Origin of the sequence: Cupriavidus metallidurans CH34, from assembly GCF_000196015.1 — a bacterium.
Classification (GTDB): Bacteria; Pseudomonadota; Gammaproteobacteria; order Burkholderiales; family Burkholderiaceae; genus Cupriavidus; species Cupriavidus metallidurans.
The window spans coordinates 3109145-3126555 of the sequence record NC_007973.1; the positions used below are offsets into that span (position 1 = coordinate 3109145).

Here is a 17411-nt window from a genome sequence, read left to right on the forward strand (position 1 = left end):
CTCCAATGGTCGTCAGATGTGGGGGCAGGACCCGTCTCCCGGATCGGGCGGCGCTGACTGCGCTGCCGCCGTGACGGGCAATTTAGCAACGCTGTATATACAAGTCAAACCCGGGGTTTACCTGAGATCAGGCACGCATCTGATTGCCGGAATACCAATAAATATGCGCGATAGCGGTGCGCCGGGATGCTGCGGCGCACCGTTGCCGATCACATCCGGATCCACTGGGATGGCACGCCGCACCATTGCTGTATATACAACAAGCGATGACAAAGGCATACGCAATCGGCGTGCCACCGCGAGATGGCGGGAGCAGATAGGGTCAGCGGTCGAAGAACGACGCGACGGTGGGGTATCGCAGCCGCAGCCGCAGTTCGCGCTTGAGCCGGCGATTGTCGATCCGGCGCGACTCGCTCATGAAGCTCAGCAACGTCGGCTCGATCATCTCGCGCGCCTGCTGCCGCGTGATGCGCGGCGGACGTGGCAGGTCCTTGCGGTCCGCCACGAGGTCGAAGTAGTCGGCCATGCGCAATTCCGTGTCATCACTGGCGTGGACCACGCGCTGCGGGCGGCCACGCCACATCGCCGCGATCATCGTGCGCGCCAGGTCGTCGGCATGGATGTGGCTCGTGTAGACGTCATCCTGCGACGCCAGCGCCGGCGTGCGCTTGTTCAGGCGCGCGATTGGCAGGCGATCCTCGGCATAAATGCCCGGAATCCGGACGATACCGGCACGCCAGCCGGCGTCGCGGCCGAAACGCCGCACCGCCGCCTCCGCGGCGACCCGACGGCGCGCACGCGCGGTCTGGGGGCGCACCGCATCGAATTCCCGCACGCGAGCGCCGCCGCGATCACCGTAGACACCTGTCGTGCTGGCATAGACGAACACCCCGCGCGACTGGTGCCGGCGGGCTGTCTGAAACGCCCGGTGCCAGCCTTGCTCGGGTAGAATGGCGGCCTCGCCAGCGCCGGTGGGGAGCCGGGTGAAGCGTGCTCGACGCCACGCCGTGCGGCGCAACGCGCCTAGCAAACCCTGCGTGCGCGGATCGCCCTCGCCCTGCCCGGGCGGCGGTGCCAGATCGATCACCCGCTCCGCCAGCCGCGACAGACGCGCCAGCGTGGCGGGCCGGTCCAGGTCCGCCACCAGCGGCACCGCGCCGGCTGCGCGAAGCTCGGCCCGGCGTTCTGGTTGTGAAGTGACGGCGAACACGCGCATACGCGCGGACAGCAGGCGCAGGATGCGCGTGCCGACATCGCCGCAACCGACGATCAGCAGGCGCGGACGACCCAGGCGCCGTGCGCCCCGTGGGGAAGACAATGCCGTTCGCGGCGACAGAATTTGGCTCATAGATCCGATTATGGCGTATCAAGTCACCGTAATGCCCAGCGGCCACAAGTTCGAAGTGGCCACCGATGAAACCATCCTTGGCGCGGCCCTGCGCCACAGCATTGGATTGCCCTACGGGTGCAAGAACGGTGCGTGTGGCTCCTGCAAGGGCCGCGTGCTCGAAGGCACGATCCACCAGGGCGACCACGCCGCCGCGGCCCTGACCGCCCAGGAAAAAACGGAAGGCCGCGCGCTGTTCTGCTGCGCCAACGCCACTTCCGACATTACGATCGAATGCCGCGAGGTGCATGGCGCCGGCGATATTCCGATCAAAAAGATCCCCTGCCGCGTGGCCTCGGTGGAGCGCCTGGCCGACGACGTCATCGCCATCAAGCTGCAACTGCCCGCCACCGAGCGCATGCAGTACCTGGCCGGCCAGTACGTGGAATTCCTGCTGCGTGACGGCAAGCGCCGCAGCTACTCGATCGCCACGCCGCCGCACGAGGAAGGCCCGATCGAACTGCATATCCGCCACATGCCTGGCGGCGCGTTCACCGACTACGTATTCGGCGCCAAGGAAGGCGCGCCGGCCATGAAGGAGCGCGACATCCTGCGCTTCGAAGGCCCGCTCGGCAGCTTCTTCCTGCGCGAGGAATCGGACAAGCCGATCATCCTGCTGGCCTCCGGCACCGGCTTCGCCCCGATCAAGGCGATTGTCGAACATGCCGCGTACACGGGCATCACCCGTCCGATGACGCTGTACTGGGGCGGACGCCGTCCGCGCGACCTGTACATGCACGCGCTGTGCGAACAGTGGGCGCGCGACCTCCCGAACTTCAAGTACGTGCCGGTGGTATCCGACGCGCAGGCTGACGACAACTGGACCGGCCGCACCGGCTTCGTTCACCAGGCGGTGATGGCCGACCATCCGGACCTGTCCGGCCACGAGGTCTACGCCTGCGGCGCGCCCGTGATGGTGAACGCCGCGCGCGGCGACTTCTCGGCGCAATGCAAGCTGCACGAGGACGCGTTCTTCGCCGACTCGTTCACGTCAGAAGCAGACCTGCACAAGGGTGGCGCGGCCTGAGGGCATTGCCCCCAGAACGCCACTCGCCGTTCCGCTGACACAACAATGGCACCCGGGCCTGCCAAATTTCGCTTTGACACCCGGGCCCATGCGTCTTATATTGGCCGCCATGAACACCGCCAACTTCATCCGACGCCGCGCTCGTACGTTGCTCCCATTCGGGGTGCCGCGCGGCTGACCGTCAACAGCGTCTGTTCAGGTCAACAAGCCACGGGCAATCCCCGTGGCTTTTTGCTTTTTTCGACTTTTAGTTTCATGCCGACCCCAGGAGTCCGCCATGGCATTTGCTGAGTTTCCCGTCCAATCCCTGATGTACATCACCAACCGGCCCGAACTGGTTTTCACCGAAGGCAAGGGCTCTTGGCTGACGGACCATAACGGCAAGCGCTATCTCGATTTCGTGCAGGGTTGGGCGGTCAACGCACTGGGCCATTCGAACGAAGGCATGATCCAGGCGCTGGAAAAACAGGCGCGCAAGCTGCTCAACCCGAGCCCGGCGTTCTACAACGAGCCGATGCTGAAGCTGGCGCAGCAGCTCACCGATAACAGCTGCTTCGACAAGGTCTTCTTCGCCAACAGCGGCGCGGAAGCCAACGAAGGCGCGATCAAGCTCGCACGCAAGTGGGGCCGCAAGCACAAGAACGGCGCGTACGAGATCATCACGATGGACCACAGCTTCCATGGCCGCACGTTGGCGACCATGAGCGCGTCGGGCAAGGCCGGCTGGGACACGATCTTCGCGCCGCAGGTGCCGGGCTTCCCGAAGGCCGAGCTGAACGACCTGGCTTCGGTGGAAAAGCTGATCACCGACAAGACCGTTGGCATCATGCTCGAGCCGGTGCAGGGCGAAGGCGGCGTGATTCCCGCCACGCGCGAATTCATGCAGGGCCTGCGCGCGCTGGCCGACAAGCACAAGCTGCTGTTCATCGTCGATGAAGTGCAGACCGGCTGCGGCCGCTGCGGCACGCTGTTCGCGTATGAGCTGTCGGGTGTGGAGCCGGACATCATGACGCTCGGCAAGGGCATTGGTGGCGGCGTGCCGCTGTCCGCGCTGCTGTGCAAGGCCGATGTCGCCAGCTTCGAAGCCGGCGACCAGGGCGGCACGTACAACGGCAATCCGCTGATGACGGCCGTGGGCAGCTCGGTCATGGAACAACTGACCGCGCCGGGCTTCCTGGACGACGTGAAGGCCAAGGGCGAGTACCTGCGCGAGCAACTGCTGGTGCTGACGAAGGAATTCGGCCTGGGTGGCGAACGTGGTGAAGGCCTGCTGCGCGCGCTGGTGCTGGGCAAGGACATCGGCCCGCAACTGGTGGAAGAAGCACGCGAAATGTCGCCGGTGGGCCTGCTGCTGAACGCGCCGCGCCCGAACCTGCTGCGCTTCATGCCCGCGCTGAACGTGACCCGCGAAGAGATCGACCAGATGATCGGCATGCTGCGCGAGTTGCTGAAGAAGCTGGCCTGACTTCACGCCATGCAATGAAAAATGCCTCGCTTTCGCGAGGCATTTTTTGTTTGAAGCACCGGGTGTCTGCTCCCCTCTCCCGCAAGCAGGAGACAGGAGCACCACTGGCCTTTTACTCCCCCAGATACGCGGCCCGCACCTTCGGATCGTCGAGCATCTGCTTTGCGTCGCCGCTCATCGTGATCAGTCCAGACTCCATTACGTAGCCGCGATGGGCCGCCTGCAGCGCCAGGCGCGCGTTCTGCTCGACCAGCAGAACGGTCACGCCCTGCGACGACACCGTGCGTACCACCTCAAAGATCTTCTCGACCATGATCGGCGAGAGACCCATCGACGGCTCATCCAGCAACAACAGCTTCGGCTGGCTCATCAGCGCGCGGGCCATGGCCAGCATCTGCTGCTCGCCGCCAGACATCGTGCCGGCAAGCTGGTTGGCACGCTCCTTCAGGCGCGGGAACGTTTCGAACATACGGTCGATGTCGGCCTTGATGCCGGCCTCGTCGTTGCGCGTGTACGCACCCATCTGCAGGTTCTCGGTGATCGTCATGCGCGCGAACACGCCGCGGCCTTCCGGCACCATCGCCAGCCCTTGCTTGAGCAGCGCATAGCTGGGCACGCCCTTGATCGACTTGCCCATGTACTCCACGTCGCCGCCGGCCCAGCCCTGCAGGCCGGTGATGGCCTTCATGGTGGTGGTCTTGCCGGCGCCGTTGGCGCCGATCAGCGTCACGAGTTCGCCGTCTTTAATATCCAGGTCCACGCCCTTGACGGCCTGGATGCCGCCGTAGGCCACCTTCAGGCCCGAGATCTTCAGGATCGTCTGTGTCATTTGCGTCTCTCCCGCCTTAGTGCGCCGCTGCGCCGAGGTAAGCCTCGATCACGGCAGGATTGTTCTGCACTTCGTGCGGCAGGCCCTGCGCGATGACCTTGCCGTAGTCCAGCACGGTGAGGCGGTTGCACAAGCCCATCACAAGCTTGACGTCGTGTTCGATCAACAGGATGGTCTTGCCATCGTTCTTGATCTTCTCCAGCAAGCCACGCAACTCCACCTTCTCGGTGGCGTTCATGCCGGCGGCGGGTTCATCCAGCGCCAGAAGCTTTGGCTCGGTGGCCAGCGCGCGGGCGATCTCCAGACGACGCTGGTGGCCGTACGACAGGTTGCGCGACGTGAAGTTGGCGTACTTGCCGATGCCAACGTACTCGAGCAGATCGTGGGCCATGTCTTCAACGGCCTCTTCTTCCTGACGCACTGCAGGCGGACGGAAGATGGCGCCGAACAGGCCTGCCTTGGTGCGCACGTGCCGGCCCACCATCACGTTTTCCAGCGCGGTCATGTCGCCGAACAGGCGGATGTTCTGGAACGTGCGCGCGATGCCAGCCTTGGCCACTTCGTGCACGGCAGTCGGCTGATACGGCTTGCCGCCCAGCACGAACTCGCCGGAGTCCGGCGTATACAGGCCCGTGATCACATTGAAGAACGTGGTCTTGCCGGCGCCGTTCGGGCCGATAAGCCCATAGATCTCACCCGGATTGATTTGCAGGCCCACATCGGACAGTGCCTGCAGGCCGCCAAAACGTTTGTTGACCCCCTGTACGGACAGGAGGAAATCGGAATTGCTCATGTTGTCCCCCTGTTCAGAAACGACCGACACTGCCGGCACGACGCACAACTGGGCGGTCTTCCTTGCGTGGCGATGGCCACAGGCCGGCCGGGCGATACAGCATCACGCCCACCAGGGCCAGACCGAACAACAACTGGCGCAGCACTTCGGCATCGACAATGACCTGGCCGAAGATGCCGGTCTGGATCGGTTCCGCCACGGCACGCAACAGCTCCTGGAAGCCCACCAGAAGGATGCCGCCCAGGATCACGCCCGGGATGTGGCCCATGCCGCCCAGCACCACAATCGCCAGGACGTAGATCGATTCCCACAACGTGAACGATTCCGGCGAGACGAAGCCCTGGAATGCGCCGAAAGTCGCACCCGATGCACCGCCAAACGAGGCACCCATGGCAAAGGCCAGCAGCTTGATGTTGCGCGTGTTGATACCCATCGCCTTGGCGGCGATTTCGTCTTCGCGGATGGCCACGAAGGCACGGCCGATACGCGAGTTCTGCAATCGCAGGCAGATAAACACGATGACAATGACCAGCGCCACCAGCAGGTAGTAGTACATGAACACCGGTGTGAACTTGAGCCCGAAGATCTCGTGCGACTTCGAGAAGTCGAAACCGAAGATGTGGACCGGGTCCACTGCCGTGATGCCCTTGGGGCCGTTGGTGATGTTCACCGGACGGTCCAGGTTGTTCATGAAGATGCGGACGATCTCGCCGAAGCCCAGTGTCACGATGGCCAGGTAATCCCCGCGTAGCTTCAGCGTTGGCGCACCCAGCAGCACGCCGAACGTGGCCGCCACCACCACCGCGATTGGCAGGACGAACCACATCGACAGGTGCAGTCCGTTAGGGAACAACTGGTGGATCCACTCGAACTGATTGGACAGGTGAGGCGAGCCGAGCAACGCCATCATGTAGGCGCCTACCGCGTAGAACGCGATGTAGCCCAGATCAAGCAGACCGGCAAAGCCGACCACGATGTTCAGGCCCAGCGCCAGCATGATGTAGAGCAGCGCGAAGTCGAGCACGCGCACCCAGTAATTGCCGCCAAAGGTCTGGACGAAGAACGGCGCGCAGAGCGCGACCACCAGGAAGCCGACCAGCGCGGCCAGCGTCTTGGCCGGCACGCGCGACGGCGCCGCCACGGCCGTGGATGGAATCGGAGTATTCATGGATTCTCTCCCCTCAGGCGCGGTCAGCCACACGTTCGCCCATGATGCCGGACGGACGGAACACGAGCACGATGATCAGCACGATGAAGGCGAAAACGTCCTGGTAGTTCGAGCCGAACACACCGTTGGTCAGGTCGCCGATGTAGCCCGCGCCAAGCGCTTCGATCAGGCCCAGCAGCATGCCCCCGACCATTGCGCCAGCCAGGTTGCCGATGCCGCCGAGCACCGCGGCGGTGAACGCCTTCAGGCCCGGGATGAAGCCCATGTAGAAATGGGCATTGCCGTAGTTGGTGGCCATCATGACGCCGGCCAGCGCCGCAAGCGCCGCACCGATCATGAACGTGGCGGAAATCACGAAGTTGGGGTTGACGCCCATCAGGCCCGCCACCTTCTGGTTCTCGGCGGTGGCGCGCATGGCGCGGCCGAGCTTGGTACGGTTCACCAGGGCCAGCAGGCCCGCCATCACCATCACGGCCAGGCCGATGATGACGATTTCCTTGCCGGTGATCGTGGCGCCGGTGGAGCCGATGTCGATCGGGCTCGACGGCAGCAGTTGCGGGAACGTCAGCGGGTTACGCGACCAGATCAGCATCCCCATGGTCTGGAGAATGATCGAGACGCCGATCGCGGTAATAAGCGGGGCCAATCGTGGCGCGTTGCGCAACGGCCGGTAGGCCACGCGTTCGATGGTATAGGCCAGAACTGCACAGACGGGCATGGCGATCAGCGTGGCGATCACCAGCGTCAGCCATTCGGGCAGGCCGGGGGCGAACTTTTGCAGCCCCATGATTGCCGACAAAGCGGTCAGCGCGCCAATCATCAGCACATCGCCGTGCGCGAAGTTGATGATGCCCAGAATGCCGTAGACCATGGTGTAGCCCAGTGCGATCAGCGCGTAGATGCTGCCGAGCACAAGACCGTTCACGATCTGCTGGATAAAGATATCCATGAAAACTCCTGCTTCAGCCCCGATCCGGCCGGCATGGTGTGGATGCCTCGGATGGGACGGTAATGTTGGATAGGTCAGGTGTGGGTGTTGCTCTGCTGGTGTGCCTCCCGCCCTGTTCCACCCTTGGTAAGGATGCTGTCAACACGTTGGCGAGACTAAAAAGAACGGCACCGTAAAAGTGCTCACGGTGCCGTTCGTCCGGGCTGGTAAGCCCTGATTACATCTTCACGACGTCGAGGACGGACTTCTTCTTGTCCTTGTAGTCGTACAGGGTGATGGTGCCCTCCTTCATATCGCCCTTCTCGTCGAAGGCGATGTTGCCGATCACGCCCTTGTAGTTCGTCTTCGGCATCTCGGCCAGGATGGCCGCCGCGTCGGTCGAATTGGCGCGCTTCATCGCGTCGACGATCACCATGACGGCGTCATAGGTGAACGGCGCGTAGATCTGCACCGGCGAGTTGAAACGTGCCTGGTAGCGCTTCTCGAAGTCGGCGCCCTTCTCCATCTTGGACAGTGCCAGACCGGCTTCCGAGCAGATGAGGTTGTCCACCGCATCGCCAGCCAGTTCGGCCACCTTGTCGGTACAAACACCATCGCCGCCAACGATCTTCGCCGTGATGCCCAGTTCCTTGGCCTGCTTGGCGAACGGACCGCCGGTGGCGTCCATGCCACCGTACATGATCACGTCGGGCTTCTTGCCCTTGATCTTGGTCAGAATGGCCTTGAAGTCGGTGGCCTTGTCGTTGGTGGCTTCACGTGCCACCACGTTCACACCATCGGCCTTCGAGGTCTTCTCGAACTCATCGGCCAGGCCCTTGCCGTAGGCGGTGGCATCGTCAACGATGGCCACGGTCTTGGCGTGCAGGGTCTTGGCAGCGTAGTTGGCCAGTGCCGGACCTTGCTGGGCATCCGTCGCCACCACGCGATAGGTGGTCTTGAAGCCCTGCTTGGTGTAGTCGGGGTTGGTCGACGACGGCGAGATCTGGACGATGCCGGCATCGCTGTAGATCTTCGAAGCCGGGATCGACACGCCCGAGTTCAGGTGGCCCACCACGGCCACGACCTTGGCGTCCACCAGCTTCTGGGCCACGGCGGTACCGGTCTTCGGATCGGCCGCGTCGTCTTCGCCAACCAGTTCCAGCTTGATCTTCTTGCCGTTGATGGTCAGGCCATCCTTGTTGACCTCTTCCACGGCCAGGCGGGCGCCGTTCTCGTTGTCCTTGCCAAGGTGGGCAATGCCGCCGGTCAGGGGCGCCGCGTGACCGATCTTGACGATGGTCTCGCCGCCACTCGTGTCGGCTGCCGCCGTGGCAGCGGGTGCCGGTGCGGCCGATTCAACCGGCTTTTCTTCTTTCTTGCCACATGCAGCGACCAGCGCCACAGCGGCCGCGATCGGCAGAATCTTGGCAAACGTGAATTGCATGAGTGATCTCCTAGGATTCACAAAAACAGGGAATAAAACACGCCTCCCGGACGTATTCCCCGAACCGCCTTTGTTTAGTTTCAATTTGAAACGCGCGAATTGTATCCCCTTTCTTTGTAGATGCAATACGCGACGCAACAACCTGAACCTTTTACCCGCCAAATGAGCTAGGGAATTTCCCCAATGCACAAAATGGGGCAATCTCCGCTCAGTTGGCAGACCCGTCACATACCCTTACAAGAATCGTGCCCAGCCCCTGCCCAACCAAGCGGCACCACCGTATAAGCATTGCCGGAGCCACCTATAATCACCAACTATTAATTAGGCATTTCATTTCAAATGCAAGATTGCCTCTCTAATGTGCAGAATATGTCGCCGCCCCAAAATAGGGAAAACCCCAGCATCGGGGATTACCCTGTATTGTCTGCGTGTATAGACACGCGAGAAACGTATTAATAAAGAAACGGCTATTACAGAAGTATTGGACGAGGAACAAATGCGCGGCGGCAACGAACGTGCGGAATGACACCCAAGCACCAATCATGGGCGGGAGAAAGGCGGTGCGGATTGCTGGGGAGGGATTTCGGCGCGGACACGGTCACGCGTACGCGTGAGGTGTCCGGCAGGGACGAGGCAGGCAGGGCGCCCGGCCTCGGGAACTCAGGGCTTCAGGATCAGGACTGGACCGACACGCTGGCCAGGCCGCGCGGCAGCGGGAACGACATGTTCTCTTCCACGCCCTCGAGCGCACGCACGCTCTTGACGCCGAAGGTCCGCAGACGCTCGACGATTGCCTGGGCGAGCGCCTCGGGCGCCGAGGCGCCGGCTGTCAGGCCAATGCGGCGCTTGCCAGTCACCCATTCCGGCTTGAGCTGTTCCGGATCGTCCACCATGTACGCCGGCACGCCCAGACGGTCGGCCAGTTCGCGCAGGCGGTTCGAGTTCGAGCTGTTCGGGCTGCCCACCACGATCACCACTTCCACCTGCGGCACCATGAACTTCACGGCGTCCTGGCGGTTCTGCGTCGCGTAGCAGATGTCCTGCTTCTTCGGCTCGCGGATCTGCGGGAAGCGGACCTTGAGCGCGGCCACGATCTCGGCGGTTTCGTCCACCGACAGCGTGGTCTGCGTGACGTAGGCCAGTTGTTGCGGATCGGCAACGACCAGACGATTCACGTCGTCCACCGATTCCACCAGCAGCATCCCGTGTTCGGATTGGCCCATCGTGCCTTCCACTTCGGGGTGGCCCCGGTGGCCGATCATGATGATCTCGCAACCCTCGCCGCGCATCTTGCCGACTTCCACGTGCACCTTGGTCACCAGCGGGCAGGTGGCATCGAAAACGGTCAGACCTCGCGCTGTGGCGTCGGCGCGCACTTCCTTCGATACGCCATGGGCGCTGAAGATAACCGTCGAGCCCTGCGGCACTTCGTCGAGCTCGTCGACGAAGATCGCGCCTTTCTTGCGCAGGTCGGCCACCACGTAGGCGTTGTGGACGATCTCGTGGCGCACATAGATAGGAGCGCCGAACCGCGACAGCGCGCGTTCGACGATTTCGATCGCACGATCGACGCCCGCGCAGAAGCCGCGCGGCTGCGCCATCAGGATCTCGGCATCGGCAGGGACAGTGGTTTCGGTCATGCTGCGTTCCGTTACAACGGCAGACATCAGAGAATTCCGATCAGCTGGACGTCGAACAGAATTGCCTGTCCGGCCAGCGGGTGGTTGAAATCGAAAAGCGCGGCGGTCTCGCCGTACTCCTTGAGCACGCCGGCGTACTTGCCGCCGCCAGGCGCGTTGAATTCGACAAGGTCGCCCGGCGCGTAGTCTTCCTCGAACGAGCTGTTCTCGCGCAGCGTGGCCAGCGAGACCCATTGCAGCAGTTCGGGATTACGCGGGCCGAACGCCTGTTCGGGGGCCAGGCGATAGAGGGTGCGCTCGCCTTCGGCCATCCCCAGCAGCGCCTGTTCCAGCGTCGGAACGAGTTGACCCTGGCCAAGCAGCAGCGTGGCGGGCTTTTCCTCGAACGTGCTCACCACTTCGGTGCCGTTCTCGAGGGCAATGCTGTAATGAAGCGTCAGGAAGGAGTCTGCCTGGACGGTCTTGCGCGCAGGCGCGGCGTCACGTTCGGCCTGGGCCGCAGTAGATTGCAAAGTCATGGGAGTCAACCGGTCAACAGCCGCCATTGTATGCGACTAGACCATCGGCCGTTGGGCTGCTCGCGCTGGCAACTCGGAAAACCTTGAGGAAACACATCCCGGAAGAGACTGGACAGCACTCGCCGGGGCCGTTACATTGTGGGCCCCGTCGATCTCCGGTCGACGGCAGAACATGACCGGCCCATCCGTCAGCCCATGACGTGACGCAAGCAGCACGATGCAACGGCCCGCTTCCGAATCTGTCGGAAGGCATTGATTCGTCGCTCGTTTCCGGTCTATAATGTTCGTTTCGCTGAAGTACCAATCCGCTGCAGTCCGGGCCCGCGCGCCTTTTGTTGATCTGTTGCGAACATTGTCCACGAATAAGATTTAGGAGTGCTTCATGGCACGCGTCTGTCAAGTGACCGGGAAAGCGCCGATGGTCGGCAACAACGTTTCCCACGCAAACAACAAGACCAAGCGCCGTTTTCTGCCCAACCTGCAGAACCGCCGCTTCTTCGTTGAATCGGAAAACCGCTGGGTGAGCCTGCGCGTCTCGAACGCCGGTCTGCGCCTGATCGACAAGAAAGGCATCGACGCCGTGCTCGCAGACCTGCGCGCACGCGGCGAAGTCTAATTAGGAGTACACCATGGCCAGCAAAGGCGGACGCGACAAGATCAAGCTGGAATCGACCGCAGGTACCGGTCATTTCTACACGACCACCAAGAACAAGCGCACCATGCCGGAAAAGATGGAGATCTCGAAGTTCGATCCCGTCGCCCGTAAGCATGTGCCTTACAAGGAAACCAAGATCAAGTAATTGATCTACGGTCTTCAGCCAAAAGCCCCGCACTAGCGGGGCTTTTTGTTTCTGGGCGGCCGTCCGGCAATCGCCGCCAAACCTTGCCAGCCAAGGGGAAGGTGTAACAGTCTGGTGCAGGTGGGTGTAGACTTGCGAGCTTTCCCCCAACGCTCTTTCGCCCTCGCGCGATCCCTGCACCATGAACTACGACGTCGCGATCGTCGGCAGCGGGCTGGCCGGCCTTACCGTCGCTTTGCAGCTTGCCGATACCCACCGGGTTGTCATCCTCAGCAAACGCGCCATGACAACGGGGGCTAGCGATTGGGCCCAGGGCGGAATCGCCGCGGTGCTCGACTCGGGCGATAGTCACGACGAACACACGCAGGACACGCTGGTTGCAGGTGCAGGACTTTGCGACGAGGATGCGACGCGCTTCATCGTGGAGCATGGCCGCGAAGCGATCCAATGGCTGATCGACCGCGGGGTGCCGTTCACGCGCGACGAACAGGCCGAACTCGGCTTCCACCTCACCCGCGAAGGCGGGCATAGCCGTCGCCGCATCATCCACGTTGCCGACGCCACGGGCCATGCGGTGGTGACCACGCTGGCCGAGCAGGCCCGCCAGCATCCGAACATCACGATCCTCGAAGACCAGTTCGCAGTCGACCTGATCACGTCCGCCAAGCTCGGCTTGCCCGGCAACCGTTGCTATGGCCTGTACGTGCTCGATGCGGAAACGGGCGAAGTGCGCACGCTCACAGCCACGCATACGGTACTGGCCGCCGGCGGCGCGGGCAAGGTCTACCTCTATACGACCAACCCCGATACGGCTACGGGCGACGGCATCGCCATGGCCTGGCGCGCGGGCTGCCGGGTGTCGAACATGGAATTCATCCAGTTCCACCCGACCTGCCTCTATCACCCCTACGCGAAGTCGTTCCTGATCTCGGAAGCCGTGCGCGGCGAAGGCGGCCTGCTGAGGCTGCCGGATGGCACGCGCTTCATGCCCGAGCATGATGCCCGCGCCGAACTGGCGCCGCGTGACGTGGTAGCCCGCGCCATCGACTTCGAAATGAAGAAGCGCGGCCTGGATTGCGTGTATCTCGACATCACGCACCAGCCCGTGTCGTTCCTCAAGGAACACTTCCCGACGATCTACGCCCGCTGCCTGGAACTCGGCATCGATATCGCACGCGAGCCGATTCCCGTGGTGCCGGCCGCGCACTACACCTGTGGTGGCGTGGTCACCGATACGGCGGGCCGCACCGATCTCGGCAATCTCTACGCAGTTGGCGAGACGGGCTGCACGGGCCTGCACGGCGCCAACCGCCTGGCCTCGAACTCGCTGCTCGAATGCATGGTGATCGGCCGTGCCGCGGCTGCGGACATTGCCTCGCAAGGCAAGGCCGACGCGCCGGACATCACGCTGCCGGCCTGGGACGAGAGCCGCGTATCGGATGCCGACGAGGAAGTCGTCGTCTCGCACAACTGGGATGAGCTGCGCCGCCTGATGTGGAACTACGTCGGCATCGTGCGCACCGACAAGCGGCTGGAGCGCGCGCAGCACCGGATCGGCATGCTGCGCGAGGAGATTGCCGAGTACTACGCGAATTTCCGCGTTACTCGCGATCTGTTGGAATTGCGCAACCTGGTGGAAGTGGCGTCGCTGATCGTCGACAGCGCCTACTCGCGCCACGAAAGCCGTGGCCTGCACTACAGCCGTGACTATCCGGAAACGCTGCCGAAGGCGCTGCCTACCGTGCTGCAACCGCTGACGGGCCGCGCGGCAAGCCGCCGGAAGGTCTGAGCCTCCGGCGACAGCCCAGGACCAGGTTCAGCCGACGATGCGCAGCGAGTAATCGGTCGCGCGCACATCCTTGGTGAGGGCGCCGACCGAGATCCGGTCGACGCCGGTTTCGGCGAAACGGCGAATCGTTTCGTAGTTCACTCCGCCCGACACCTCGAGAAGTGCACGCTCACGGTTGATCGCCACGGCCTCTCGCATCATTTCCAGCGAGAAGTTGTCGATCAGCACGGACGTCGCGCCTGCCGCCAGCGCCTCTTCCAGCTCGGCGATCGATTCAACCTCGATCTGGATCGAAGCATCGGTGCCAAGCGCCAGCGCCGCTTCCATCGCCGCCGCGATACCGCCGGCCGCCGCGATGTGGTTCTCCTTGATCAGGATGCCGTCGTATAGCGCCAGGCGCTGGTTCTCTCCGCCTCCGATCCTCACCGCATACTTCTGCGCAAGCCGCAGACCCGGCAGCGTCTTGCGCGTATCGAGCACGCGTGCGCGCGTATCGGCGATCAGATCGGCGTAACGGCGAGTGGCCGACGCCACGCCGGAGAGCAGTTGCAGGAAATTCAGCGATGGCCGCTCGGCGGTCAGCAACGCGCGTGCCGGCCCGGTGATTTCGCAGACCACGTCGTCCGGCGCCAGGCGCGCGCCCTCTTCCTTCTGCCACGTCACCTGCAGCCTCTCGTCGATGGCTTGCATGCAGGCGTCGAACCACGGGCGACCGCACAGCACGGCAGCTTCGCGAACAATCACGCGGGCGTGCACGGGCTTGTCGGCCGGCACCAGCAGACCGGTCAGGTCACCAGCCCCCACATCCTCGGCAATCGCCGCCTTGACGTTGGCGGCCAGCGCCACACGCAGCGCGGGGCCGTAGCTATCGAATACGGAATTCACGCTCATGCCGGGCCAACTCCGCTGAACAGTGCCGATTCCTTGGCGAGATCGGCTGCGGGGCGAACATTGGCTTTCTGCTGCGCGGCGAAATCGAGCATCCGGTTGATACACGTTACGGCGCGTCGTCCGATGTCGGCGTCGACGTGAATTTCGTTGCGGCCGGTCTCGAGGACTTCGGCCAGATTGGTCAGCGCATTCATGGCCATCCACGGGCAATGCGCGCAGCTCTTGCAGGTGGCGCTGTTGCCGGCGGTCGGGGCCTCGATGAACATCTTGCCCGGCGCGGCCATACGCATCTTGTGCAGGATGCCGTTATCGGTGGCAACGATGAACTCGTTGGCGTCCAACTGCTGGGCCGCGGCGATCAGCTGGCTGGTCGAGCCAACCACGTCAGCCTGCGCAACCACGTTGGCCGGCGACTCCGGGTGGACCAGGATCTTGGCCTTCGGATGCTCGCGGCGCAGCAGATCGAGTTCGATACCCTTGAACTCGTCGTGCACCAGGCACGAGCCCTGCCACAACAGCATGTCGGCGCCGGTCTGCTGCTGGATGTAGCTGCCCAGATGCTTGTCCGGCGCCCACAGGATCTTCTCGCCGCGCGCGTGCAGATGCTCGACGATCTTCAGGCCGATGCTCGACGTCACCATCCAGTCGGCGCGCGCCTTCACCGCCGCGCTGGTGTTGGCATAGACCACCACGGTGCGATCCGGGTGCGCATCGCAGAATGCCGAGAAATCGTCGGCCGGGCAGCCCAGGTCCAGCGAGCAGGTGGCGTCCAGATCCGGCATCAGGATGGTCTTCTCGGGGCTCAGGATCTTGGCGGTCTCGCCCATGAATCGTACACCGGCCACCACGAGCGTCTTGGCATCGTGATCGCGCCCGAAGCGGGCCATTTCCAGCGAATCGGACACGCAGCCGCCGGTTTCCTCGGCAAGATCCTGCAGGTCGGCATCGACGTAGTAATGCGCTACCAGCACCGCATTGCGCTCTTTCAGCAACTTGCGAATGCGGGACTTGAGCGCCTGGCGCTCATCGGGTGTCAGCGCCGGGGGCACCTTGGCCCAGGCGTGCGCGACGCAGCTACCACCGGCGGCCGCGTCAGGGTCCGTCAGGTTCGGCTTCTCGAACTCGACGCTCTTGATCGTTTGTGGGGTCATCTCTGCAGTACTCCTCGGCGCACCGTTGGCCGCCGCGCTGTGAACGCGCGGTCTGTGCCATCACATGGAGAAGTTTAGCCAAAAGAAAAGCCCCGCCTGGGGCGGGGCTTTGTAGCCATGACGGGCGCGTCGGCGATTGTATCAGGCGTACCGGCGCAGGCGCAGCGAAAACTCCTGCAGCGCCTGGATGCCGCTGGCTTCGGCGCGATGGCACCAGGCCTGCAGCTGAGCCAGCAGTTGCTCGCGCGTCAGGTTCGAGCGACCCCAGATCACAGCCAGTTCGCGGCGCATTTCCACGAACGTGCTCAGCATCTTGTTTTGCTCGACGATGGTCGCCAATTGCTGACGTTGCGGCGCAGCCAGCTTGGTTTCCTCGCGGTGGAACCACTTGCGGGCCGGCTTGAAGCTCGAGTACTCGGGCGTATTGCCTTCCTTGTGCTTGCGCAGTTCATCCTTGTAGGCGGACTTCAGCGTCTTGGCATAGCGGGCCATCACGTCGTAGCGGTTAGCGATGATCGCTTCCAGCGTGTTGTGATCCACCGGACGAGCCTCCACCAGGCGAGCCTTGGGCGGGATCTTCTTGACCTTGGCCAGGCCCACCGACTGCATCGCGCGGATGTACCACCAACCCACGTCGATCTCATACCACTTGATCGAGAACTTGGCCGACGTCGGGTACGTGTGGTGGTTGTTGTGCAGCTCTTCACCGCCGATGATGAAGCCCCACGGCGACACGTTGGTCGATGCGTCCTCGCAGTCGTAGTTGCGATAGCCCCAGTAGTGGCCCAGGCCGTTGATGATGCCGGCGGCATGGATCGGGATCCAGAGCATCTGCACTGCCCACACGGACATGCCGACCAGGCCGAACAGGGCCAGGTCGATGATCAGCATCAGCGCTACGCCTTGCCAGGAGAAGCGCGAGTACAAATTGCGCTCGATCCAGTCATCGGGCGTGCCGTGGCCGAACTTGGTGATGGTTTCCTTATTCTTGGCCTCGGCGCGATACAGCTCGGCGCCTTCCAGCAGCACCTTGCGGATGCCGCGGGTCTGCGGGCTGTGCGGATCGTCTTCGGTTTCGCACTTGGCGTGGTGCTTGCGGTGAATCGCGGTCCACTCCTTGGTCACCATGCCCGTGGTCATCCACAGCCAGAAACGGAAGAAATGCTGGGCGATCGGATGCAGGTCCAGCGACCGGTGCGCCATGCAGCGGTGCAGGAAAATAGTCACGCCGGCGATCGTGATGTGCGTCATCACGAGCGTGTAGATCACGATCTCCCACCAGGACCAGTTGGCGAGGCCGTTGGCGGCCCAATCAAGAATTGAGTCGAACAAACTGTGTTCTCCGTCTAAAAAACGAGGGATGCAGTGCGGCACTACCATGCAACGCACCAAACGCGCAGAAAAAAGACTGCAAATTCAACGATTGCGATAGCTTTCTGGCGCTGGCGCAATCCTGCGTACGTGGCAGGAGCCGGGCCGAGGCACGAACCGCTGCAATCTGGCGGTTGTCTGGAAGTGGGGCTGACGGGTTGGTCTGCAACCCGCGTTCAGCCCGATATTCTACCGGATCGACGCGGGTCA

General features: G+C 63.1%; 16 protein-coding genes. 5 read left to right on the top strand and 11 right to left on the bottom strand.

The features are described from left to right. Window positions 1-322: 322 nt before the first annotated feature. Window positions 323-1348: an NAD-dependent epimerase/dehydratase family protein gene (locus RMET_RS14340; RefSeq protein WP_029310124.1), complete on the bottom strand. Its 1026-nt coding sequence runs from the start codon at window positions 1346-1348 to the stop codon at window positions 323-325. Between the two features lie 10 nt (window positions 1349-1358). On the opposite strand from RMET_RS14340, the gene RMET_RS14345 reads away from it, so the two are divergent. Together RMET_RS14345 and RMET_RS14350 are read left to right on the top strand one after the other, a co-directional pair. Then, the gene (locus RMET_RS14345; protein WP_011517418.1) at window positions 1359-2414 is read left to right on the top strand and encodes a CDP-6-deoxy-delta-3,4-glucoseen reductase; all 1056 of its coding nucleotides are present in this window, start codon (window positions 1359-1361) and stop codon (window positions 2412-2414) included. Window positions 2415-2691: 277 nt separating this feature from the next. Continuing rightward, window positions 2692-3879, top strand: coding sequence for an acetylornithine transaminase (locus RMET_RS14350; protein ID WP_008644896.1), 1188 nt, complete (start codon window positions 2692-2694; stop codon window positions 3877-3879). A gap of 112 nt (window positions 3880-3991) precedes the next feature. Here the strand turns inward: RMET_RS14350 and RMET_RS14355 are convergent, their stop codons facing one another. The 7 genes from RMET_RS14355 to RMET_RS14385 all read right to left on the bottom strand — a co-directional run bounded on the left by RMET_RS14355 (window position 3992) and on the right by RMET_RS14385 (window position 11199). Further along, window positions 3992-4708, bottom strand: a complete 717-nt coding sequence (locus RMET_RS14355; protein WP_011517419.1) for an ABC transporter ATP-binding protein — start codon at window positions 4706-4708, stop codon at window positions 3992-3994. A 16-nt stretch (window positions 4709-4724) separates the two neighbouring features. Beyond that, window positions 4725-5501 (bottom strand): ABC transporter ATP-binding protein, encoded by a 777-nt coding sequence (locus tag RMET_RS14360; RefSeq protein ID WP_011517420.1) that lies wholly within the window; start codon window positions 5499-5501, stop codon window positions 4725-4727. A 13-nt stretch (window positions 5502-5514) separates the two neighbouring features. After that, complete coding sequence (locus tag RMET_RS14365; RefSeq protein ID WP_008644903.1) at window positions 5515-6669, bottom strand: ABC transporter permease subunit; 1155 nt, start codon at window positions 6667-6669, stop codon at window positions 5515-5517. A 13-nt stretch (window positions 6670-6682) separates the two neighbouring features. Further along, window positions 6683-7618: a branched-chain amino acid ABC transporter permease gene (locus RMET_RS14370; protein ID WP_008644904.1), complete on the bottom strand. Its 936-nt coding sequence runs from the start codon at window positions 7616-7618 to the stop codon at window positions 6683-6685. 217 nt (window positions 7619-7835) lie between these two features. Further along, on the bottom strand, window positions 7836-9041 hold the full coding sequence (locus tag RMET_RS14375; RefSeq protein ID WP_011517421.1) for a branched-chain amino acid ABC transporter substrate-binding protein: 1206 nt from the start codon (window positions 9039-9041) through the stop codon (window positions 7836-7838). 674 nt (window positions 9042-9715) lie between these two features. Next, window positions 9716-10708 carry a 4-hydroxy-3-methylbut-2-enyl diphosphate reductase gene (ispH, locus tag RMET_RS14380; protein WP_011517422.1) on the bottom strand — a complete coding sequence of 331 codons (993 nt, stop codon included), beginning with the start codon at window positions 10706-10708 and terminating at the stop codon, window positions 9716-9718. Continuing rightward, window positions 10708-11199, bottom strand: coding sequence for an FKBP-type peptidyl-prolyl cis-trans isomerase (locus RMET_RS14385; RefSeq protein ID WP_008644907.1), 492 nt, complete (start codon window positions 11197-11199; stop codon window positions 10708-10710). Before RMET_RS14385 ends, ispH begins: the two co-directional genes overlap by 1 nt. Window positions 11200-11581: 382 nt before the next feature. Here RMET_RS14385 and rpmB point away from each other — a divergent pair, with 382 nt between their 5' ends. The 3 genes from rpmB (at window position 11582) to nadB (ending at window position 13788) form a co-directional block, all read left to right on the top strand. Then, the gene (gene rpmB, locus RMET_RS14390) at window positions 11582-11815 is read left to right on the top strand and encodes a 50S ribosomal protein L28 (protein ID WP_008644908.1); all 234 of its coding nucleotides are present in this window, start codon (window positions 11582-11584) and stop codon (window positions 11813-11815) included. A 13-nt stretch (window positions 11816-11828) separates the two neighbouring features. Then, the gene (gene rpmG, locus RMET_RS14395; protein WP_008644909.1) at window positions 11829-11999 is read left to right on the top strand and encodes a 50S ribosomal protein L33; all 171 of its coding nucleotides are present in this window, start codon (window positions 11829-11831) and stop codon (window positions 11997-11999) included. A 181-nt stretch (window positions 12000-12180) separates the two neighbouring features. Further along, window positions 12181-13788, top strand: coding sequence for an L-aspartate oxidase (nadB, locus tag RMET_RS14400; protein ID WP_011517424.1), 1608 nt, complete (start codon window positions 12181-12183; stop codon window positions 13786-13788). A 27-nt stretch (window positions 13789-13815) separates the two neighbouring features. Here the strand turns inward: nadB and nadC are convergent, their stop codons facing one another. From nadC to RMET_RS14415, 3 genes are all read right to left on the bottom strand, one after another. After that, on the bottom strand, window positions 13816-14679 hold the full coding sequence (nadC, locus tag RMET_RS14405; protein ID WP_011517425.1) for a carboxylating nicotinate-nucleotide diphosphorylase: 864 nt from the start codon (window positions 14677-14679) through the stop codon (window positions 13816-13818). Then, a complete protein-coding gene (nadA, locus tag RMET_RS14410; RefSeq protein WP_011517426.1) occupies window positions 14676-15830 on the bottom strand; it encodes a quinolinate synthase NadA in 1155 nt (384 codons plus the stop codon). Before nadA ends, nadC begins: the two co-directional genes overlap by 4 nt. Before the next feature lie 141 nt (window positions 15831-15971). Further along, window positions 15972-17162 (bottom strand): DesA family fatty acid desaturase, encoded by a 1191-nt coding sequence (locus RMET_RS14415; protein WP_029310125.1) that lies wholly within the window; start codon window positions 17160-17162, stop codon window positions 15972-15974. Window positions 17163-17411 lie beyond the last annotated feature (249 nt).